At 58.0% G+C, this 19,247-nt stretch carries 21 protein-coding genes; 12 read left to right on the forward strand and 9 right to left on the reverse strand.

The window, feature by feature from the left end; all coding sequences use genetic code 11:
- Positions 1–3: 3 nt before the first annotated feature.
- The 4 genes from H9Q16_RS14340 to H9Q16_RS14355 all read right to left on the reverse strand — a co-directional run bounded on the left by H9Q16_RS14340 (position 4) and on the right by H9Q16_RS14355 (position 2,690).
- Positions 4–162, reverse strand: a complete 159-nt coding sequence (locus H9Q16_RS14340) for a hypothetical protein (RefSeq protein ID WP_191076105.1) — start codon at positions 160–162, stop codon at positions 4–6.
- Positions 163–287: 125 nt separating this feature from the next.
- Entirely contained in the window at positions 288–2,009 is a 1,722-nt protein-coding gene (locus H9Q16_RS14345; protein WP_191076106.1) for a sensor histidine kinase, read from the reverse strand.
- Between the two features lie 4 nt (positions 2,010–2,013).
- Positions 2,014–2,571 (reverse strand): RNA polymerase sigma factor, encoded by a 558-nt coding sequence (locus tag H9Q16_RS14350; protein ID WP_191076107.1) that lies wholly within the window; start codon positions 2,569–2,571, stop codon positions 2,014–2,016.
- A complete protein-coding gene (locus H9Q16_RS14355; RefSeq protein WP_343067859.1) occupies positions 2,568–2,690 on the reverse strand; it encodes a NepR family anti-sigma factor in 123 nt (40 codons plus the stop codon). Before H9Q16_RS14355 ends, H9Q16_RS14350 begins: the two co-directional genes overlap by 4 nt.
- Positions 2,691–2,843: 153 nt before the next feature.
- On the opposite strand from H9Q16_RS14355, the gene H9Q16_RS14360 reads away from it, so the two are divergent.
- The 4 genes from H9Q16_RS14360 (at position 2,844) to H9Q16_RS14375 (ending at position 5,660) form a co-directional block, all read left to right on the forward strand.
- The gene (locus tag H9Q16_RS14360) at positions 2,844–3,653 is read left to right on the forward strand and encodes a response regulator (RefSeq protein WP_191076109.1); all 810 of its coding nucleotides are present in this window, start codon (positions 2,844–2,846) and stop codon (positions 3,651–3,653) included.
- A 185-nt stretch (positions 3,654–3,838) separates the two neighbouring features.
- Positions 3,839–4,162: an ElaB/YgaM/YqjD family protein gene (locus H9Q16_RS14365; RefSeq protein WP_191076110.1), complete on the forward strand. Its 324-nt coding sequence runs from the start codon at positions 3,839–3,841 to the stop codon at positions 4,160–4,162.
- 1 nt (position 4,163) lies between these two features.
- Positions 4,164–4,526, forward strand: coding sequence for a hypothetical protein (locus H9Q16_RS14370; protein ID WP_191076111.1), 363 nt, complete (start codon positions 4,164–4,166; stop codon positions 4,524–4,526).
- A 405-nt stretch (positions 4,527–4,931) separates the two neighbouring features.
- Positions 4,932–5,660 (forward strand): Crp/Fnr family transcriptional regulator, encoded by a 729-nt coding sequence (locus tag H9Q16_RS14375; RefSeq protein ID WP_191076112.1) that lies wholly within the window; start codon positions 4,932–4,934, stop codon positions 5,658–5,660.
- Here the strand turns inward: H9Q16_RS14375 and H9Q16_RS14380 are convergent.
- A complete protein-coding gene (locus H9Q16_RS14380; protein ID WP_386259805.1) occupies positions 5,657–6,643 on the reverse strand; it encodes a YihY/virulence factor BrkB family protein in 987 nt (328 codons plus the stop codon). The two genes, H9Q16_RS14375 and H9Q16_RS14380, sit on opposite strands and share 4 nt — an antisense overlap.
- Positions 6,618–7,463 (reverse strand): formate/nitrite transporter family protein, encoded by an 846-nt coding sequence (locus H9Q16_RS14385; protein ID WP_191076113.1) that lies wholly within the window; start codon positions 7,461–7,463, stop codon positions 6,618–6,620. The genes H9Q16_RS14380 and H9Q16_RS14385 overlap by 26 nt, the downstream gene beginning before the upstream one ends.
- Before the next feature lie 242 nt (positions 7,464–7,705).
- Here H9Q16_RS14385 and H9Q16_RS14390 point away from each other — a divergent pair, with 242 nt between their 5' ends.
- Entirely contained in the window at positions 7,706–8,986 is a 1,281-nt protein-coding gene (locus tag H9Q16_RS14390; protein WP_425507703.1) for an acetylornithine deacetylase/succinyl-diaminopimelate desuccinylase family protein, read from the forward strand.
- A gap of 54 nt (positions 8,987–9,040) precedes the next feature.
- On the opposite strand, the gene H9Q16_RS14395 is transcribed toward H9Q16_RS14390, so the two are convergent.
- On the reverse strand, positions 9,041–10,282 hold the full coding sequence (locus H9Q16_RS14395; protein ID WP_191076115.1) for an Hsp70 family protein: 1,242 nt from the start codon (positions 10,280–10,282) through the stop codon (positions 9,041–9,043).
- Positions 10,283–10,402: 120 nt separating this feature from the next.
- Between H9Q16_RS14395 and H9Q16_RS14400 the strand changes: the two genes are divergently transcribed.
- Positions 10,403–11,881, forward strand: a complete 1,479-nt coding sequence (locus H9Q16_RS14400; protein ID WP_191076116.1) for an ABC transporter substrate-binding protein — start codon at positions 10,403–10,405, stop codon at positions 11,879–11,881.
- A 181-nt stretch (positions 11,882–12,062) separates the two neighbouring features.
- Here H9Q16_RS14400 and H9Q16_RS14405 read toward each other — a convergent pair whose 3' ends face one another.
- Both H9Q16_RS14405 and H9Q16_RS14410 read right to left on the reverse strand, forming a co-directional pair.
- The gene (locus tag H9Q16_RS14405; protein ID WP_191076117.1) at positions 12,063–13,178 is read right to left on the reverse strand and encodes an acetoin utilization protein AcuC; all 1,116 of its coding nucleotides are present in this window, start codon (positions 13,176–13,178) and stop codon (positions 12,063–12,065) included.
- A 78-nt stretch (positions 13,179–13,256) separates the two neighbouring features.
- Positions 13,257–13,664, reverse strand: coding sequence for an HdeA/HdeB family chaperone (locus tag H9Q16_RS14410; RefSeq protein ID WP_191076118.1), 408 nt, complete (start codon positions 13,662–13,664; stop codon positions 13,257–13,259).
- A gap of 246 nt (positions 13,665–13,910) precedes the next feature.
- On the opposite strand from H9Q16_RS14410, the gene H9Q16_RS14415 reads away from it, so the two are divergent.
- From H9Q16_RS14415 to H9Q16_RS14440, 6 genes are read left to right on the forward strand one after another with little or no spacing between them, the layout of a single operon-like run.
- On the forward strand, positions 13,911–14,858 hold the full coding sequence (locus H9Q16_RS14415) for an ABC transporter permease (protein WP_191076119.1): 948 nt from the start codon (positions 13,911–13,913) through the stop codon (positions 14,856–14,858).
- The gene (locus H9Q16_RS14420) at positions 14,855–15,670 is read left to right on the forward strand and encodes an ABC transporter permease (RefSeq protein WP_191076120.1); all 816 of its coding nucleotides are present in this window, start codon (positions 14,855–14,857) and stop codon (positions 15,668–15,670) included. The genes H9Q16_RS14415 and H9Q16_RS14420 overlap by 4 nt, the downstream gene beginning before the upstream one ends.
- Positions 15,667–17,268: an ABC transporter ATP-binding protein gene (locus H9Q16_RS14425; protein WP_191076121.1), complete on the forward strand. Its 1,602-nt coding sequence runs from the start codon at positions 15,667–15,669 to the stop codon at positions 17,266–17,268. The genes H9Q16_RS14420 and H9Q16_RS14425 overlap by 4 nt, the downstream gene beginning before the upstream one ends.
- Entirely contained in the window at positions 17,269–18,132 is an 864-nt protein-coding gene (locus tag H9Q16_RS14430) for an alpha/beta fold hydrolase (protein WP_191076122.1), read from the forward strand.
- Positions 18,123–18,869, forward strand: a complete 747-nt coding sequence (locus tag H9Q16_RS14435; RefSeq protein WP_191076123.1) for an SDR family oxidoreductase — start codon at positions 18,123–18,125, stop codon at positions 18,867–18,869. Before H9Q16_RS14430 ends, H9Q16_RS14435 begins: the two co-directional genes overlap by 10 nt.
- The gene (locus H9Q16_RS14440; RefSeq protein WP_191076124.1) at positions 18,866–19,216 is read left to right on the forward strand and encodes a cupin domain-containing protein; all 351 of its coding nucleotides are present in this window, start codon (positions 18,866–18,868) and stop codon (positions 19,214–19,216) included. Before H9Q16_RS14435 ends, H9Q16_RS14440 begins: the two co-directional genes overlap by 4 nt.
- The last annotated feature ends 31 nt before the right edge of the window (positions 19,217–19,247 follow it).

Here is a 19,247-nt window from a genome sequence, read left to right on the forward strand (position 1 = left end):
ATTTTAGTCTTTTCGGTGCGTTTCCCGATTGTTCGGTGACCGATCATGTTTGTCCCAGGACTGGGATTGATAGCTGATCCGACGATCGCCGGACAGCATCAGGATAATCACGGCACCCAACAAGAGAACAGCCAGACTGCCGATCAGCAATTCTACTGTCATGTTGGGACCTCCTTTGGTCGCATATGTGTTTGCGTGTTGCTGAATAAACGAATGCGCTGGTCGGAAAGTTCCAGAAAACCGGGCATGGCACGCTTGGAGAGCGCTTGAGCGCCTCTCAAAATGGGTCAATAATCGAGAATGGGTTTGCCATCTTTGGGCACCGGGAAGACCACGCTGAGGCGATATTCATCGTCGGATTGAGTTATTTCGATCTGCCCATTCAACTGACGCGCGAAGGCTGTGATCAGTTTTGAACCCAGACCGGTTCCCACATCGTGCTCTTCTTCTGTTGCCGTGTTGCTGACCGTAAGCTGTGCCTCTTCCTCGCCAGTGTGTCGCAGCGTGATGCTGATTTGGCCGGGCTTCCCGCCTGTGGTGCGAACATATTTGAGCGCGTTGGTCATTGCTTCGGAAACCATCAGCGAGAGCGGCGCGGCATCATCAGGATCAAGCATGACGTCATCATAGGTCTGGATGACCTCTGTTTTGGTCGCGGTGTCCATCCCAAGCCCCAGAACCTGATCGACCAGTCCCCGGAGCAGGTTTTTCGCATTTACCCGCACAAGGCTATCATTCTGATAGAGATTTTCGTGCACCGTCGCCAAACCGAGGATCCGCTGTTGGAGCCGCTGCAGAACATCACGTTCTTCAGGGCCGCTGGCCTGACGGATCTGCATGTTCATGATCGAAGATATCAGCTGCAGATTATTTTTAACCCGGTGATGCACCTCTTTGAGTAGGATATTCTTTTCGCGAAGGCTGTCTTCGAGCGTGGCCTCATCCTTCATGATGGATTCAGCCATTTCAAAAAACGTACGCTCCATCGCGACCAGTTCCGTAGGCACGCTTGGATCAAACGTATCCGGTGGCAGGGTACGGTCCATCGCGAACCGTCTCATCTGGCGACCCAACTTGCGGATGTGTTTCAGCGCCAGCCTGTTCAGCGCCCAGAACGCCACCACAAGGCTGGCGATCCACATGAAGATCGGCATCAGGGATGTCAGCCGGGTGGACGTACTGGACCCCAAAATCACCGCGTCTGTCGGCCAGATGCTGACCGCGTAAATCGTGTTTTCAACGATGGGCACAATGGCATAAAGACGGTTGAGCCCGGCTTCGGTGACGTCGTCAAAGACGAGACCGCGCTTTTTGCTGCGCAGCATGGGGTCGAACGCCATCGGAAGTTCGGTGGCGGCATCTTCCAATGGTCCTTCGGCGGTCAGGACCTCACCAAAACGGTTCACAGTCAAAATGGCCAGCGGGGTGATGTCATGCTGAATGTCGGCATCCGAGATAAGGCTATTTTCAGGGACGGACACTGCCATCATACCGATGGTTTCGCCGTTCTCTGAAACGGGCCGGTACAGAACGATGACAGGTTCCTCACTGATTTTCGGATCACCTGAATGGATGGCGTGATGCCGGTTGTTTTTCAGGGCCCTCTGAAACTCGGGCGATTGAGAAAAATCCACCGTTCCGCCGACAGAAGAACATGCCATTATCCCGTCGAGCGCGGTAAAGGCCACAAGGCTGTAAAGGCCCGATGCTCGTTTGTATTCGGCCAGAAATTTAGAACACTCTGCGCTGTTTGCGCGCCGCAACCGTACAACCGAGGAAAGCGCCTTGGCAGCGCTGAAGGCGTCCTGATAGGTTTCCTGCTTTTTGGCGGTCGCGCGTTCGGTGATAGCGATGAGCGACAGTTCAGCATTGACGCGCGATTGTTCCGAAATCGCGCGGGTCTGGACAATGGCAATGATGCCAATGGGCAGCAGGGCGAGCGTCAGGAACAATAGCACCCTTGCTGCCAGTCCGCGCAGGACATCGCCGGTGAAAAAGCCAGAGGTCATGACGTCAGAAAGATGAAGTCTTCGACGCTGAAATCACGGACATCGTTGCATCGTCAGTCATTTCAAGCGATTCGTTTTCGCCGTGGCCCATCAGTTCGGCCAGGCGCGCGCGGGCGCGATTGGTCCGGCTTTTGATTGTGCCTACGGCTACGCCGCACATCTGCGCCGCTTCCTCGTAGGAAAAGCCCGATGCGCCAACAAGTAAAAGCGCCTCGCGTTGTTCGTCTTTCAGCTGCGCCAGCGCCTTGCGAAAGTCGGTCATTTGCATATGGCCGTCGTGGGCGGGTTTTTCCGCGATCTTTTCTGTCAGCACACCGTCCACATCCGACACCTCGCGTTTAGACTTTCGCCGGGCAGAGTAGTACGTGTTGCGCAGGATTGTGAACAGCCAGGCACGCATATTTGTGCCGGCCTGAAATTTGTCGATGTTTGTCCAGGCCTTGACCAGGGTATCCTGCACCATGTCGTCAGCGACAGAGCCGTTTCGTGTCAGACTGATTGCAAAAGCGCGCATGGCTGGCAGATGTTCGACGAGCTCGTCGCGTGGATCCGCGTGGCTCATGATCGTTTGTCCTGCTCTTCGTCCTGCTTCTTCAATTGGTCGAGCAGATCCTTGAAGCGGTCTGGCACCCCTTCTTCCAGCGCCTCGTCAAAAACGCGCTTTAGATTCTCGTCGATCACAGATTCACGATTGTTCTTGCCGCCAGATTGCATAGAATTTTGCCCCTTGCGTTTATTCAGGTCCGGAATATTTCTTTGTCACACCACGGAACCAAACACCCATCGACCGTGTTTGGTTCCCGAAGATCAAAAATAAAATGAGGGAAGCTCTGAATGAGCAATACATCAAACACTCAGAACATCAGCGATGAACTGGCGGCGAACATTCCATATCTTCGTCGCTTTTCGCGCGCGATGACGGGGAGCCAGCAAAGTGGTGACACGTTTGCCGCGGCGTCGCTGGAAGCAATTCTGGCAGATCGGTCTGTGCTGGACGGTGTCGACACACGAACCGGGCTTTTCAAAGTATTGTTCGGGATCTGGGCAAGCGCGGGCGCGCCGGTCGAGGATGGGGAAAAGGGGCCGAGGGCCGAGGCGCAAAAGAGACTGGCGCAGCTGACCAACAACAGCCGCGAGGCATTGCTGCTGCACACGGTTGAGAATTTTTCCTTTGATGAAATCGGTCAGATCATCGGCATCGACGGCAAAGAAGCCGAGGAGCTGGTGAATGTTGCCCGTCAGGAAATGGCGGACAGCACTTCTGGCGCGGTCATGATCATTGAGGACGAGGCAATCATCGCGATGGACCTTGAAACCATCGTCGCCGAGATGGGCCACCGGGTGACGGGCATCGCCCGGACCCGCGATGAAGCTGTTGCGCTGGGCAAGGCCGATCCGCCGGATCTCATCCTTGCTGACATCCAGCTTGCTGATAATTCTTCTGGCATTGATGCGGTGAATGATCTGTTGTCCGCGCTTGGTGAACGGCCGGTTGTTTTCATCACGGCGTTCCCCGAACGGTTGTTGACGGGCGACCGACCTGAACCAGCGTTCCTGATTTCCAAGCCCTATGCCGTGGATCAGGTCGTGACCGCTGTTTCCCAGGCGATGTTCTTTTCGTCGACCGAAACACTAAACGCCTGACGGGCGTTTCAGCACCGGATGTATCCGGGCCCGCATTCGGGCCCGGCCAGACGGATTGAATGGACATGCGCACCTTGCGAGCAACGCAAGGTAGCAGTGTTTGTGCTGTCAAAACGGAACTTTTCAGTCGTTTGCGGGTTTGTCTGCCAACATACATGAAATAAGTGAAGTGAAGGAGCGATCGAATGGCATCCGCGACAAGTTCGAAAGCAAACGGGACGCAAAGCAAAAATGACGTAAGCATTGATGATCTGTCGGCGCAGATAGATGTGCTTAAGTCTGATATCGCGACGCTGACATCCACGATAGGTGATCTTGGCAAGGCGAAGGCTGAAGAGGCGGCCACCAAGGCGCAGAACGTCGCCGCCGATATCAAAGAAAGCAGCTATGAGGCTGGCCTCAAGGCGCAGGATACGGCGATTGAATACATTCAAAAGCAACCGACCACCGCCCTTGGTATGGCGGCAGGTCTGGGATTTCTCGTGGGTATGATGACCGCGAGACGCTGACGTGATCCAAGCTTTTCTCGTCAGAGCCAAAGTATCGGCGGCGCATACGGCGCAGACAGCGGTTCTTGGGCTTGTCGGGCTGATGGCGCTGCTTGTGGGCTTAGCGTTTTTCACGCTTGCAGCGTGGTTGGGACTTTCGGCGGTGACGACACCCCTGAATGCCGCGTTGATCATTGGTGCGGTGTACTTTGGCCTCGCGTTTGTGATCTTCGCCGTTATCGCCCTTCGGGCGCGGACGAAAAGGCTCGCCCATACCGCGCTGCAAACGCCGCATCCCGCTGCGCCAGCAACGGCTGAGGGGATGGCAGGGATTATCGCTGCGTTTCTTGCCGGTCTGACTGCGGGGCGGAAATCAATTCGCTGAGCGACTGCAGCATCATCTGACTGCTGAAAGGTCGCTGAACAAACACTGCAGAGCGATACTTGCTAACTGCTGGAGGCTTGGAGTTTGCGATGATGACAACTTTTCCCGTCCCAAGTTGTGACAACAATGCGTCCAGTCGATCATGTTTTTCGACATCATCTATAGACAGCACAAAGATCGCGTCATCTCCATGGCGTTTGGCCACGTCAAGCGCCTTCTCCAAAGTAGGGAGTGTGTGGACCGTCGTATCGTGTGCAGATTGCAATGTTTCGAAGAGGTCTGTGCGCACAAAAGGGTCTTGTTCGTATACATGATAGGCCAACAAATACTCCTAGGCTGATGCCTAACTTAACGACCTAACGGTTTTCGCAATACTAACTATGACATATGCAGGTTGAATAATTCATGACCACACAATGTAGATATTGCCCCCTGCAACGGCGCAGTGCCTTCATCTCGATGTCGGCAGAAGAGCTGGAGTACATGCAGCGATTCAAGGCCGGTGAGCTATCGGTTGAGCCGGGTACGGTGATCCTGATGGAGGGGTCTAGTGCCCCGCAATTGTTTACGGTTCTGTCCGGGATGGGGATCCGGGAAAAGAGCCTCAGTAACGGCGAAAGACAGGTTGTAAACTTCATTTTTCCCGGCGATTTCCTGGGCTTGCAGGCCGGGATCATGGGCAAGATGGGACATACGGTTGAGGCACGGACGCACATGCGGCTTTGCGTTTTCAACCGCTCGGAATTCTACAGCTTTTTCAAGAACCACCCGTCGCGGGCCTACGATCTCACGTGGCTTGCCGCGGTTGAGGAACACTTTCTGGGTGAAACCCTTGCGACGGTCGGGCAGCGGACGGCGCTGCAGGCTGTGGCTTGGGCCCTGATCAAATTTTTCCAGCGCGGTATGTCTTTGGGACTGGTAGAACAGAATCAGATGGACCTGCCATTTACCCAGCGCGATCTGGCCGATGCGCTTGGTCTGTCGCTGGTGCATACAAACAAGACTCTTGGCAAGCTCAAGAACCGCCAGCTGGCGTCATGGTCTGACCGCAAGCTGCAGATAAATGACCCCGAAGCCTTGGCAGAGATCGGATTGACTGAAATGGAAAGCCCGATAAAGCGACCCTTTATCTAACTGCTTTCCTTGGTATCTATCACGAGGTTATCGGCGGCATTCGCGCCCCGCCTGCCCATTGGCTTGGGCTTGCCGATGGTCGAATCCTCGACCGTGCGCAATTCGATCTGCGCATTCAGGGAGCCGCCGAATAGGATCAGGAAGCTGCTGATCCAAAGCCAGATCAGCATCGCAATTACCGCGCCGATGGAACCGTAGACCTGATTGTAGTTTCCGAAATTCGCCACATAGTACGAGAAGCCGTAGGACAGGATCGCCCAGGAAAAGACGGCGACGATGGCCCCAAAAGACAGCCACGGCATGCGGGCCGGTCGCCTGTTCGGTCCGAATCGGTACAACACGCCCACACCGGCAAATAGGACGATGATCGCGGTGCTAAAGCGTATGAGATCGATCAGCAGCGTCCCGACCGCGCCCAAGGGGAAGAAGGCCAGGACCACAGGCACAACCACAACGGCAAGCAAGGCCACGATGCCGACGCCCATCAACCCCAGTGTCAGCATCAGGGCCCGCAAATAGTGTCGCGCGGCGCCACGATTGCGTTGATTATAGACGTTATTGAGCCCGCTCATCATCGCGCCCACCCCGGCGCGCGCTGACCAGATCGCGACCATCAGCGACAGCAGGCCCGCCCATCCCAACGTGTCCGCGCGGGCCGTCACTAAGGCGACAACCTGATCGTTGAGGATCTCATAGACGTCCCGTGGGAGCAGCGGGCGCATTTCGGCAAGCTGCGCAACCACCACGACCGGGTCGGAGATCAGGCCAAGCAGCGCAATCAGCGCGGCAAGGGCGGGAAACAGCGACAGCATGCCAAAGAATGCGACGCCTGCTGAAATCAGGCTGATGTCGTTATCCGCAATCTGGCTGAGGCTGGCCTTTAGCGCCCGCCAGTACATGTGCCATCCTGTCGGGGTTTTGTAGCCTTTGGGTACCAGTCCGGGCGGCATCGCCCGTTCAGGTGTCTTGCTTTTCGATGTCATCTCGAACTTGACCCCATGCAACCAGCGTAAAGATCAAAGTACCACCAATGATGTTGCCTGTCAGCACGGGCAGGAAAAAGCCAAAGATCGCGTCATAGGCCCCAAGATCACCCTGCAGGATCAGAACTGCCATTTCCACTGACCCCGCCACGATGTGCGTGAAATCGCCAGCCGCGATCAGCCACGTGAAAACGAGGATCAGAAAGAAGGCCGAGGCGTCCGCCTGCGGCAGCATCCAAACAATCAGCGCCACAATGACCCCGGCAGGTATGGCGCGCCAAAAGCTTTCCCCCATCGGCATGCCCGTTGCATGTTCGGACAGGGCAACGATGGCTGGGATCAGTTCAGCGGGAATGGCGGGCGTATAGGCAATAAGCGCGGCTGCGCCAAAGGCACCGACGACATTGGCCCCCAGCACAATCCCCCAAAGCCGCATCATGGCACCGAACGCCGCAAGCGTGCGATTTTGCATGACAGGCAGAACCGTGGTGATCGTGTTTTCGGTAAAAAGCTGCATCCGCCCCATAATCACGGCGAGAAACCCCAAAGAGTAGCCAAGGTTCTCGATCAGATACCGCGACGGTGTGTCCGGCAGATAGGTCCTAAAAATGGCCTCGCCCAATACCGAAAGGCTGATCAGCATGCCCGCGGCGATGCCCGACCAGATCAGCGATCTTTTTGTGCGCTCCAGCTCTTCCTCGCCCTCACGCCGGATCACTTCGTAGATCAGCTTGGGCGACAACCCGAGGGCTTCCTTTACAGATTCCTCTTCTCTCTCGGCTTCGGTCTCTGTTCCCCGCGCAGGGATGTAAGGGCTCATCGGGCAATCCTGATACTGTTCATAACAGGGATTTAGTGCATTAAGGCCTCTCTGACAGGTTAAACACGTGCAAAAAGCGATGCCAGGGTCACGCCCCTTGCGTTCATCGCGTGTATCTCCGGTCAAAGCGCGGCCAGGGGCCGGTGGATGTGCGCGCCCCTTCATTTCACCCTTTCTGAAATACCTAAATACGACAGCAGCGGTGCAGACATGCCTTGTCTTTGGCGCGCAACCTGAGAAACATGAGCCCCATGACCAAACTTTCCTCCGCTATCACGGCCAAACGTGATGATCTTGTTGCGCTGACACAGGATCTTGTCCGCATCCCGACGCTGAACCCCCCGGGGCAGGATTATCGTCTGATCTGCGAATATCTTGAAACACGGCTGGGGAAAGCTGGATTTCAGACCGAGCTGATCCGCGCTTTCGGCACGCCGGGTGACAGCGAAAAATACCCCCGCTGGAATGTTATCGCCCGGCGCGAAGGCACCCGCTCAGGCGAATGTGTGCATTTCAACAGCCACACGGATGTAGTCGAAATTGGCGCGGGCTGGACGTTCGATCCGTTTGGGGCCGAAATTTCGGACGGCAAGATCTACGGGCGCGGCACCTGCGATATGAAAGGCGGGCTGGCCGCGTCGATCATCGCCGCTGAGGCCTTCATCGAAACCCACCCGACATTTGCGGGCGCGATCGAGATTTCCGGCACCGCAGACGAAGAATCAGGCGGGTATGGCGGCGTCGCCTACCTTGCAGAGCAGGGCTATTTCAACCCTGCACGGGTGCAGCATGTGATCATCCCTGAACCGCTGAACAAGGATCGCATCTGCCTTGGTCACCGCGGCGGGTGGTGGGCCGAAATTGAAACGAAGGGCGAGATTGCCCATGGATCGATGCCATTTCTGGGCGATTGCGCCGTGCGCCATATGGGTGCGGTTCTGGGAGAGTTTGAAGACAAGCTGTTCCCCGCCATGGCTGCCCGGACGACAGATATGCCAGTGGTGCCGGAAGGCGCCCGTCAGTCGACGATGAACATCAACTCCATTCATGGTGGTCAGAAAGAACAGGACGATGATTTCACCGGCCTGCCCGCCCATTGCGTGCCTGACAGTTGTCGAATTGTGATCGACAGGCGTTTTCTGGCCGAAGAACCGCTGGAACAGGTCCGCAGCGAAGTGACGGATTTATTGGAAGGTCTGCGCGCCAGCCGCACGGATTTCGATTATGAACTCACCGAGCTCAACAGCGTCCTGCCGTCCATGACCGACCGGGACGCTCCGGTCGTGCGCACCGTGGCGCGTGCAATCGAGGATGTGCTGGGCAAAAGTCCCGAATACGTGGCCTCCCCCGGGACGTACGATCAGAAACACATTGACCGGATCGGCAAGTTGAAAAACTGCATTGCCTATGGGCCGGGCATTCTGGAGCTGGCGCACAAGCCGGACGAATACATCGGGATCGATGATATGGTGGAAAGTGCACAGGTGATGGGGGCGGCACTGGAGAGCCTTCTGTTACCGTAGGGTTGGGCATTTTGCCTACCATTGACCGGTTCAAAGCGGGCCGGAATGCCCAGCCTACGCGGTGGCCAGCGCCAGTCCATCCACAATCGCCGTCAGGGCAGCGCCACGATGGACCTCTGCCGTTGGCATGCGCCGGGTCAGCGCATCTTCGACTACCTGCATCAGGCTGGACCCGCCTACGAAGATCAGCTTTGACACCTGATCGGGCGTGACGCCGGCATCCCGCAGCGCCACCGTTGCTGCAGCGCCGATTTCATCGGCAAGGCCCGCCAGTTTTCGCGTCATCCAATCCGCAGGCAATGGCAGCCGTGCGCCGGGTTTAAGCATGTCGACCCGGATGCCGGGTTCCGTCACATCGGGGTCATTTGCCATGATCTTGCCAGCCTCTACTGCGAAGGCGAGGTCATGGCCTAACTCTTGCTCCAGCACTTTGACCAATCGTCCCAGCCGGCGTTCTTCGACGGCATGTTTGTGCAGCTCCTTTGCCGCGCGCAGCGTCTCGCGGGTGTAGAGAAACGGGATTTTCTGCCATGTCGCCAGATCGTTGAAGATCGCGTTGGGCGCGGCGTGGGTTTCTTTCCCAAAGGCGTGTCGGATATCGCTGCCCATGCCAAGCTGCGGCATAACGCGCTTGATGCTTAGCAGGCGGTCAAAGTCGGTGCCACCGATGCGGACACCGTGGCTGGACAGAATGTCGATCCCGGTTGCGCCGCTTTGGCGAAAGAGCGTGAAATCTGACGTGCCACCGCCGATGTCCACGACCAGACCCAAATCGCCCGGGGACAGGGCGTCGCGGTTGGCGCGCGCAGCGGCTTCGGGTTCGTTCATGAAGGTCACATGGTCAAACCCGGCGCGGGCGTACGCCTCTTTCAGATCGGCAAGAGCCTGATGATTGCGACGCTCATTGTCGGAATGAAACCGCACAGGGCGGCCGGATAGGGCATGGGTAAACGTCTGACCGGTTGCGGCTTCGGCGCGGATCTTCACCTCGCGCAGGAACCGCGCGATGATGTCGACGAAATCAAGCCTTTCTCCCAGCAACATCCGCCGCTCGCGCATCAGGGCCGTGCCCAGAAGGCTTTTGAGGCCACGCATGTACCGCCCCTCCTGACGGTCGCGCATTGCGGCGGCCGCTGCGGCACCCATCAGCATCTTTTGCTGTTCAAAATCAAAGAAGACGGCGGTGGGCAGGGTGAGCTCATCCGCTTCCAGTGGAATGATATGCGGCCTGCCATCCACGCAAATGCCCGCGGCGGAATTCGAAGTGCCAAAGTCGATCCCTAACGTGCCCGTCATTTTCCTGCCTCCCAACGAAAGGGGCGCGTCGTAGCGCCATCGCAGGCCAATGACAAGCGAGGCTGGCCCTTGGCCGCGCTTTTGGCTAGCCTTTCACCATAATTGATAAGGGAGACAACCATGATCCACCTTCGCAACCTCGTTTTGGGCGTCAGTACCGCTGCCTTGATGGCAGGGGGTGCACTGGCCAAGGACGACCTGACCGTCGCCATCCAACTGGAACCGCCGCATATGGACCCGACCTCGGCTGCGGCCGGGGCGATTGATTCTGTGCTGTACTCGAACGTATTCGAAGGGCTGACGCGGTTCATGGCCGATGGGTCTGTCGTGCCGGGCCTGGCGGAAAGTTGGGAAATCTCGGACGACGGGCTGACCTATACATTCAAGCTGCGGACGGGCGTGACCTTTCATGACGGCACCACGATGGACGCCGATGATGTCAAATTCTCGCTTGATCGGATTAACGCGGAAGACTCTGCGAATGCGCAGAAGGCGCTTTATGCTGCAATTTCCGAAGTCAATGTGATCGACCCCGGCACTGTCGAGATCAAGCTGAGCGAACAGAACGGCAACATGTTGTTCAATCTTGCCTGGGGCGACGCCGTGATCGTTGCGCCCGAGAGCATTGAAAACATCAAGCAGACGCCCATCGGCACCGGCGCGTTCAAGTTTGACAGCTGGACCCAGGGCGACAAGGTTGAGCTGTCGCGGTATGATGGCTACTGGGGCGACGCGCCAGCGCTGGCCAAGGCCACATTTAAGTTCATCTCTGATCCGACAGCGGCATTTGCAGCCGTGATGGCAGAGGACGTGGATGTGTTCGCGGGCTTCCCCGCACCGGAAAATCTGCCGCAATTCGAGGCTGATCCGCGCTTTCAGGTACTGGTCGGATCCACCGAGGGGGAGACGATCCTGTCCACCAACAACAAGCAGCCGCCTTTTGACAATGTGAAGGTGCGGCAGGCCGTGGCCCATGCGATTGACCGTCAGGCGATCATCGACGGGGCGATGTTTGGACTGGGCACGCCGATCGGCACGCATTTCGCGCCGCATAATCCGGCCTATGTCGATCTGACAGGGCAGTCGAACCATGACCCCGAAAAGGCCAAGGCCTTGCTGGCTGAAGCCGGGTTTGCAGATGGCTTTGAGACCACGCTGCACTTGCCGCCCCCGTCCTACGCGCGGCGAGGTGGTGAGATCATTGCCGCACAACTGGCCGAGGTGGGCATCAAGGCCGAGATTACGAATGTGGAATGGGCGCAGTGGCTTGAAACCGTGTTCAAGGGCAAGAATTTTGGCCTGACGATCGTCAGCCATACAGAGCCGATGGACATCGGCATCTATGCCCGGCCTGAGTATTATTTTCAGTACGATAATGCTGATTTTCAGGCGCTGATGGATAAGCTGAACGCGGAAACCGACCCCGATATGCGCACGACGATGATGCAGGATGCGCAAAGGATCATCGCGGATGATTATGTGAACGGCTATCTTTTCCAGCTGGCGACACCGACGGTGGCCAAAGCTGGGCTGCAGGGTCTGTGGAAAGACGCGCCCACACAGGCAACTGACCTGACAGGTGTCAGCTGGTCCGAGTGACCCTGGCCTGAGAATGGCACGAAGGCCCGGCAAGCGCCGGGCCTTTTTTCTTGCATGGTGTGGATCTGAAATTCCATGCGCCATCGCAAGACACGTTCCACCATGGCGGAACTGCCAAAATAGACGATTTTCGAAGACAGATAGTGGTCGAGAACGGCGTGCTGCCTGGAGGTTTTCGCCTTTACAACAGAGGTCGATGTCCGAGGGTTTGCACCACATTTTTTACCTCGTCCGATATCACCCCTTCGCGCGGGGTGTCCTGCAGCGTTGTGAACCAGTGGTCTGGTGGGTTGCGGCCACGCTTGTTGCCATCAAATGAAAGCCCGCGCAGGACATTTTCTCCCGCGACGGGCAGTTGATCAGGGATCTGTTGCCCGTTCAGAATGCCCCAGATGCCGGTCCACAAGCGCCCCACTGACCAGGGATTGTACCCACCGCCACCGAGAACCAACAGACGAGGGGCCATGCCCAAGAGGGCGCGCAGCATATCCCAATGGGCGTTGTTGCTGAGAGCGAGGTGAGAAAGCGGGTCTTCTTCGACGGCGTCCGCACCGCAAAGGAACACGATCGCGTCGGGTCGAAAGGAAGCGACGCGGGGCAGGATCAGGGTGTCGCGTATATACGCCATTTCCGTGTCATTGCATCCGCGCGGCACCGGCAGGTTCAGCGCGTTGCCGCCCGCGTCATTGCCGAGCGTGCCGGTGCGTGGCCAAAGCCTTGCCTCGTGAACCGAAATCAAAAGGCATTCAGGGTCACCGCCGAATCCGGCCTCTACACCGTCTGCGTGATGGGCGTCGATATCAATGTAGGCGATGCGCTGCACGCCGTGGTGGCGCAGGCTGCGCATGGCAAGGACCGGATCATTGAGATAGCAAAACCCGTTGGCGCGGTCCGGCATGCCGTGATGGGTGCCGCCTGCAGGGTTATAGATCACGCCGCCTTTGGCCAACATTTCCCCCGCCAGTATGGATCCGCCTGCGGCGGTGGCTGGACGGCGGAAGATTTCGGGGAAAACCGGGTTGGTCACGCTGCCCAGATCATGGCGTGCAAGGTCATGCGCCGTGGCAGTCTGGCTATGCTCAACCCTTTGTAATGCTGCGATATATTCGTCAGTATGAAAGGCCCGCAATGCTTTGGGCTTGGCGCGCGGGGACGTGATGAACTGTGTATCGGGCAGCCAGCCTAGGGCGCGGGTGAGGTCCATCACGGTGGACACGCGCGGCACGCGCAGCGGATGCCAGCGGCCATAGCTGGAACCGCGGTAGATTTCGTGACCAATGAACATCGGTTGCTGCATCGGCGCGACCATAGGGAAAGATCAGCACATGAAAAAGGGCACCCGAAGGTGCCCTTGTTCGTTCAAACCATCGCTGGTTTAGCGCGTGCCGGACTGGCCAGCTGCTGCTTCCAGCACCATCGCGTCCCAATTGCGCGAGCAGGTGCGGTTCATGATTTTGATTTCTTCCGCGAAGCGGCTCATGTCATCGTCAGCGTCTGCAATGGATGTTGCCGTTGCGGACCCTTCGGAAGCTGCGGAATTGCTTTCCTCAGCTTTTTCACCAATGGAATCGTCCGTCGCGGTGGCGGTACCATCGGTGGGCGTTACATCGTCGTTCAGCTCCATGATGGCCATGACGGCGACCTTGTCGCGGTCTGCGCCGCTAAGCTCATTGTACTGCTCACATGTCATCGAGTTCAGATCGAGATGTGCAGCGGCGAAAGCGGGGGCCGAAAGAGTAGTCATCAGGCCAGCGATAGCGAGAGTTTTGAAAGTGTGTGTCATTTTGTGGTCTCCTATAAGTATGTTGAAAGACCAACAGGCTGGCCGCCGAACTGTTCCTGATCTTATTTGCGTGATTAGAGTGAAATTTTTGGAACCTTTTATAATCAAACAGTAATTTCTCTTTTCTTTCAGTGAAAAGATCATCGATTTATTTCGGGCGCCTGTCTGTCAGAGGGCGGTTCCGGTCGAACCGCGGGGATCAAACGGCTCTGGACGGGGTTTGACGGCCAGCCTAACGTCACCTGGATGCTTCGGTACACTTTGAAACGGCTCCTTTCACTGATGATCAGCCTGACGGTCGCGTCGCTGGTCATCTTTTTCGTCGTTGAAGTGGCGCCGGGTGATCCGGCCTCCTTCATGCTGGGGGTCAATGCACAACCTGACACGCTGGCGGCGTTACGCAGCGAGCTTGGGCTCGATGTTCCGAAAATTCAGCGGTATTTTGTCTGGGTCGGCGGATTGCTAAGCGGGGATTTCGGAACATCCTATACCTACCGAACACCCGTGTCCGAGATGATTGCCGCGCGCATGTGGGTGTCTTTGCCACTTGCGCTTTATGCCTTGGCATTGAGCACGCTTATCGCGTTTCCGGCGGGGATCTATGCCGCGTCGCGCCGGGGTGAGGCGGGCGATATCGGGGTGATGGGGGCCACGCAACTGGGTGTGGCGGTGCCAAACTTCTGGTTTGCAATGATGCTGGTGCTGATCTTTGCGATCAATTTGCGCTGGTTTGCCGCCGGAGGGTTTGTTGGCTGGGATGAGGGGTTCTGGGCCGGGATGCATGCGCTGACACTGCCTGCAATTGCGCTGGCTTTGCCACAGGCAGCCATTCTGGCGCGCGTCATGCGGTCTTCTTTGCTGGATGTGCTGGGCGAGGATTTCATGCGAACGGCCCGCGCCAAGGGGTTGAGCGCGCGACAGGCGCTGTGGCGGCACGGGTTGCGCAATGCACTTATTCCGGTGCTGACAATTATCGGATTGCAATTCTCCTTTCTGCTGGCGGGCTCGATCATCATCGAGCAAGTGTTTTATCTGCCAGGTCTGGGGCGGCTGGTGTTCCAGTCGATCTCTGCGCGCGATCTGATTGTGGTGGAATCGGTCGTGATGCTGCTGGTTTTCTCGGTAATCATCGTGAACTTTGTTGTCGATCTGGCCTATGCTGCCGTGGACCCCCGCCTGAGGTCCCGCACATGAGGCGCAACCTGATCATTGGCGGACTGCTTACGGCAGTCTTTGTGCTGGCCGCGCTGATCAGTTTTGTCTGGACCCCATTTGATCACGCAGCGCTCGACATTCCTAACAAGCTGAAGACGCCGAACGGGACGAACCTTCTGGGCACGGACCACTTTGGTCGCGATATCCTGAGCATGATCATGGTGGGCGCGCGGACCTCCATTGCTGTGGCGCTGGTGGCGGTCGGCATCGGCATGGGCCTTGGCATTCCGCTGGGGCTTTGGGCTGCCGCGCGATCAGGATCATGGATTGACGAGTTGATCATGCGCGGCAACGATCTGGTGTTTGCATTTCCCAGCCTTGTCATTGCGATTCTGATCACCGCGATTTTCGGGGCAGGTGCGGTGAATGCCATCATTGCCATCGGCATCTTCAACATCCCCGTCTTTGCGCGGATCACGCGCGGGGGCGCGCTTTCGCTGTGGCAGCGCGAGTTCATTCTGGCAGCGCGCGTGGCAGGAAAATCGGCGGCACGCATTTCGGTGGAGCATATCCTGCCCAATGTCACAAACCTGCTGATCGTTCAGGGCACGATCCAGTTCTCGCTTGGTATTCTGGCCGAAGCGGGGCTGAGCTATGTCGGACTGGGCGCGCAGCCGCCGACACCATCGTGGGGTCGGATGCTGGCCGATGCGCAGACGCTGGTCAGCATTTCCCCTCACATGGCGCTGATGCCAGGGTTGGCGATCATCCTGACAGTGTTGGGCCTGAACCTGATGGGGGACGGGTTGCGCGATTACCTTGATCCCCGGCTGAGGGTGGCGCGCCTATGAGCTTGCTGGAGATCCAGAACCTGTCGATGTCGATCCACAGTTACGACATCCTTCATGATGTCACGCTGTCGGTCGACGAGGGTGAAATCGTCGCAATCACCGGGGAAAGCGGTTCTGGCAAGTCCATGACGGCGCTGGCGGCAATGCAATTGCTACCAAAAGGCGCGGATACAACCGGGCGCATCCTGCTGGGCGGCCATGATCTTACACAAATGTCCGAACGCGCGCTTTGCGCAATGCGGGGCAACGATATCGGGATGGTTTTTCAGGAACCCATGACCGCGCTCAATCCGGTGCACACGATTGGGCGGCAGGTGGCCGAGACCGTCTGCGTTCATGACAGCAGCGTTTCACGGGCCAAGGCAGAAGCCTTGGCTGCCGAAACCCTGGCGCGCGTCGGGCTGCCGCCGGAGCGCTTTCCGCTGTCTCGTTTTCCCCATGAGCTAAGCGGTGGACAACGCCAGCGCGTCGTCATCGCGATGGCCATCGCCCTGCGACCCCGTCTGCTGATCGCGGACGAGCCGACAACGGCACTGGATGTCACCACGCAGGCACAGATCCTCGACCTGCTAAAGCGGCTGGCCCGGGAAGACGGCATGGGCCTTTTGATGATCACGCATGATTTGGCTGTCGTCGCCGATATGGCCGACCGCATCGTCGTGATGCGGCGTGGTGACGTGGTAGAGGAAGGCCAAACCGACCAGTTGCTGCGCAACATGCAGCACCCCTATACCAAGATGCTGTTTGCCGCCTCGAGCCATCAGGTAACATTACCGGTCGCACCAAAACCCGAACCGCTGATGGAAGTGCAGGGGGTGTGCCGGGACTACAAGCTGCCGCGCACCACCGTTTTTGGCGCACCGGGCACGTTTCGCGCCGTGAACAATGTCTCGTTCACCATCCAACGGGGGGAGCGGCTGGGTCTTGTCGGTGAATCCGGCTGCGGGAAATCCACGCTGACCCGGGCATTGTTGGGGTTGGAGCAGATCCAGGAGGGCACGATCGCACTGGATGGTGAGCCGGTTTTCACAGGAACAAAACCCAACCTCAATGTGCGGCGCAAGATGCAGGTGGTGTTTCAGGATCCCTTTGGCAGCTTCAATCCGCGCCACCGGGTGGACCGATTGATCACTGAACCCTTTCACCTGCTGGACGATCCACCCGAGGGCACCGACCGCCAGGCTGCCATCGCCGAGGCGTTGACGGCGGTTGGCCTGGCGCCCGAAGATGCGCAGAAGTACATCCATGAATTCTCAGGCGGTCAGCGCCAGCGCATCGCCATTGCCCGCGCGCTGATCATCAAGCCCGAACTTATTCTCTTTGACGAGGCGGTCAGCGCGCTGGATGTATCGGTTCGCGCGCAGATCCTTGATCTGCTGGCAGAGCTTTGCGCGGCGTATAACCTGACCTATCTCTTCATTTCACATGATTTGTCCGTGGTGCGCACCGTGACCGACCGCGTGCTTGTCATGCAGTCCGGAGAGATCGTCGAACAAGGCGATACCGAGCAGGTTTTTGAGCGCCCCGCGCACCCCTATACCCGCAAACTGATCGCCGCGGCCCCTGTTCTGCCCGATCTGCATCAAGAGGCCGGGTAGATGCGCATTGAGGTGAACGGCGTGCGGCTTTTTGTGGACGTCGAAGGCGCTGGTCTGGTGCCGGATGGCCCGGCCATGCGCAAGAAGCCCACCCTGATCCTGCTGCATGGCGGTCCGGGTGCAGATCACTCGATTTACAAACCCGCGTTCTCTCAGCTGAGCGATATTGCCCAGATTGTCTATCTTGATCACCGGGGCAACGGGCGCAGTGATGACAGCGACCCGGCCCGCTGGAACCTTGATCAATGGGCGGACGACCTGCATGGCCTGATTGAGACGCTGGGTATTGACCGACCGATCCTTTATGGCGCGTCTTTTGGCGGGTTCGTGGCGCAGGCCTATGCCACCCGTTATCCCGACACACTGGGCGCGCTCATCCTGTGTGCCACAACGGCCAAGGCAGAATTCGAGACGATCTATCAGGCCTTCGCACGGCTGGGCGGTGATGAGGCCGGTGACGTGGCACGGACTTATTGGAATGCGCCTACGCCGGAACGGCGAAAAAGGTACTTTGAGGTTTGCCTGCCGCTTTACAGTCAATCAGGTGCTGACCCCGACATGATGGCCCGCATGATTGTGAAGAACCCGGTAGCGATGCATTTCAACGGGCCGGACAATGAGATGGGCCGCTTTGATTTCCGCGACGGTCTGGCTCGCGTCAGCTGCCCTGTGCTGATCCTGTCCGGCAGCCATGACCCGATGATGCCCGTACCCTTCAGCGAGACCTTGCTCGCATCTCTTGGCAACACGCCCGCAACACATCACACTCTGCACGGGGCAGGACATATGATCCCTGCCGATGCGCCAGCAGAGTTCTTTGCACATCTGCGCCGCTTTATTACGGAGACCATGCCATGCGACTGACCGGAAAAACTGCCATCGTGACCGGGGGCGCATCAGGCTTTGGCGCAGGCATCGTGCGTCGTTTCCTGCAGGAAGGCGCAAAGGTGATGATTGCCGACATCAACGGGCAGGCGGCCCGCGAATTTGCCGCCGAGATGGGGGATCATGCGGTTGCGCAGACCGTCGATGTCGGTGACGCCGCATCGGTGCGCGACATGGCGCAGGCCGCGATGGAGACCTGGGGGCACGTGGACATTCTGATCAACAACGCAGGCGTGACCCATCTGCCAGCCCCGCTTGATACCGTGTCGGAAGAGGATTTTGACCGCCTTGTGCGGGTCAACATGAAGTCGGTGTACCTGACCGCGCAAGCGCTGGTCCCCCACATGAAGGAACGCGGCGCGGGTGCCATTCTCAATGTCGCCTCGACTGCCGGCGTGTCGCCGCGTCCTCGGCTGAGCTGGTACAACGCCTCCAAAGGCTGGATGATCACCGCGACCAAGGCGATGGCGGTGGAACTGGCGCCCGACGGCGTGCGCGTCAACGCACTGAACCCGGTTGCGGGCGAGACGCCGCTGCTGAAATCCTTCATGGGCGAAGACACCCCGGAAATGCGGGCCAAATTTCTGTCAACCATTCCGCTTGGGCGATTTTCGCAGCCCGAAGACATGGGGAACGCCGCCTTGTTCCTGTGTTCGGACGAGGCCAGCATGATTACCGGTGTCGCCATGGAAGTCGACGGCGGGCGCTGCATATGACACCCGTCAACCTGGCCGAAAAACTCGCGCAGATCCGCACGCATTGGGACCCGCATGTCATTGCCAATTACAACGATAACGATGTGATGGTCGTGAAGTTTCAGGGCGCCTTTCCGTTTCATCTGCACGAAGACACCGATGATTTCTTTCTGGTGCTGAAAGGCGAGATGCTGATGGAGCTTGAGAACGCCCGCCATGCGGTCAAGGCGGGTGAAATCTTTGTGGTGCCCCGGGGCGTCACGCATCGCCCGCGCGCTGAAATCGAATGCGAAGTCCTGCTGATCGAACCCAAGGGCGAACCCAACACAGGCGACCCGGCGACCGCTGCCGCGAAACCGCGCCTGTGATCTTTCACCCTTTTTCAAATACCTAAAGAGC

It is taken from the genome of Sulfitobacter aestuariivivens, assembly GCF_014763045.1.
Lineage (GTDB): Bacteria > Pseudomonadota > Alphaproteobacteria > Rhodobacterales > Rhodobacteraceae > Sulfitobacter > Sulfitobacter aestuariivivens.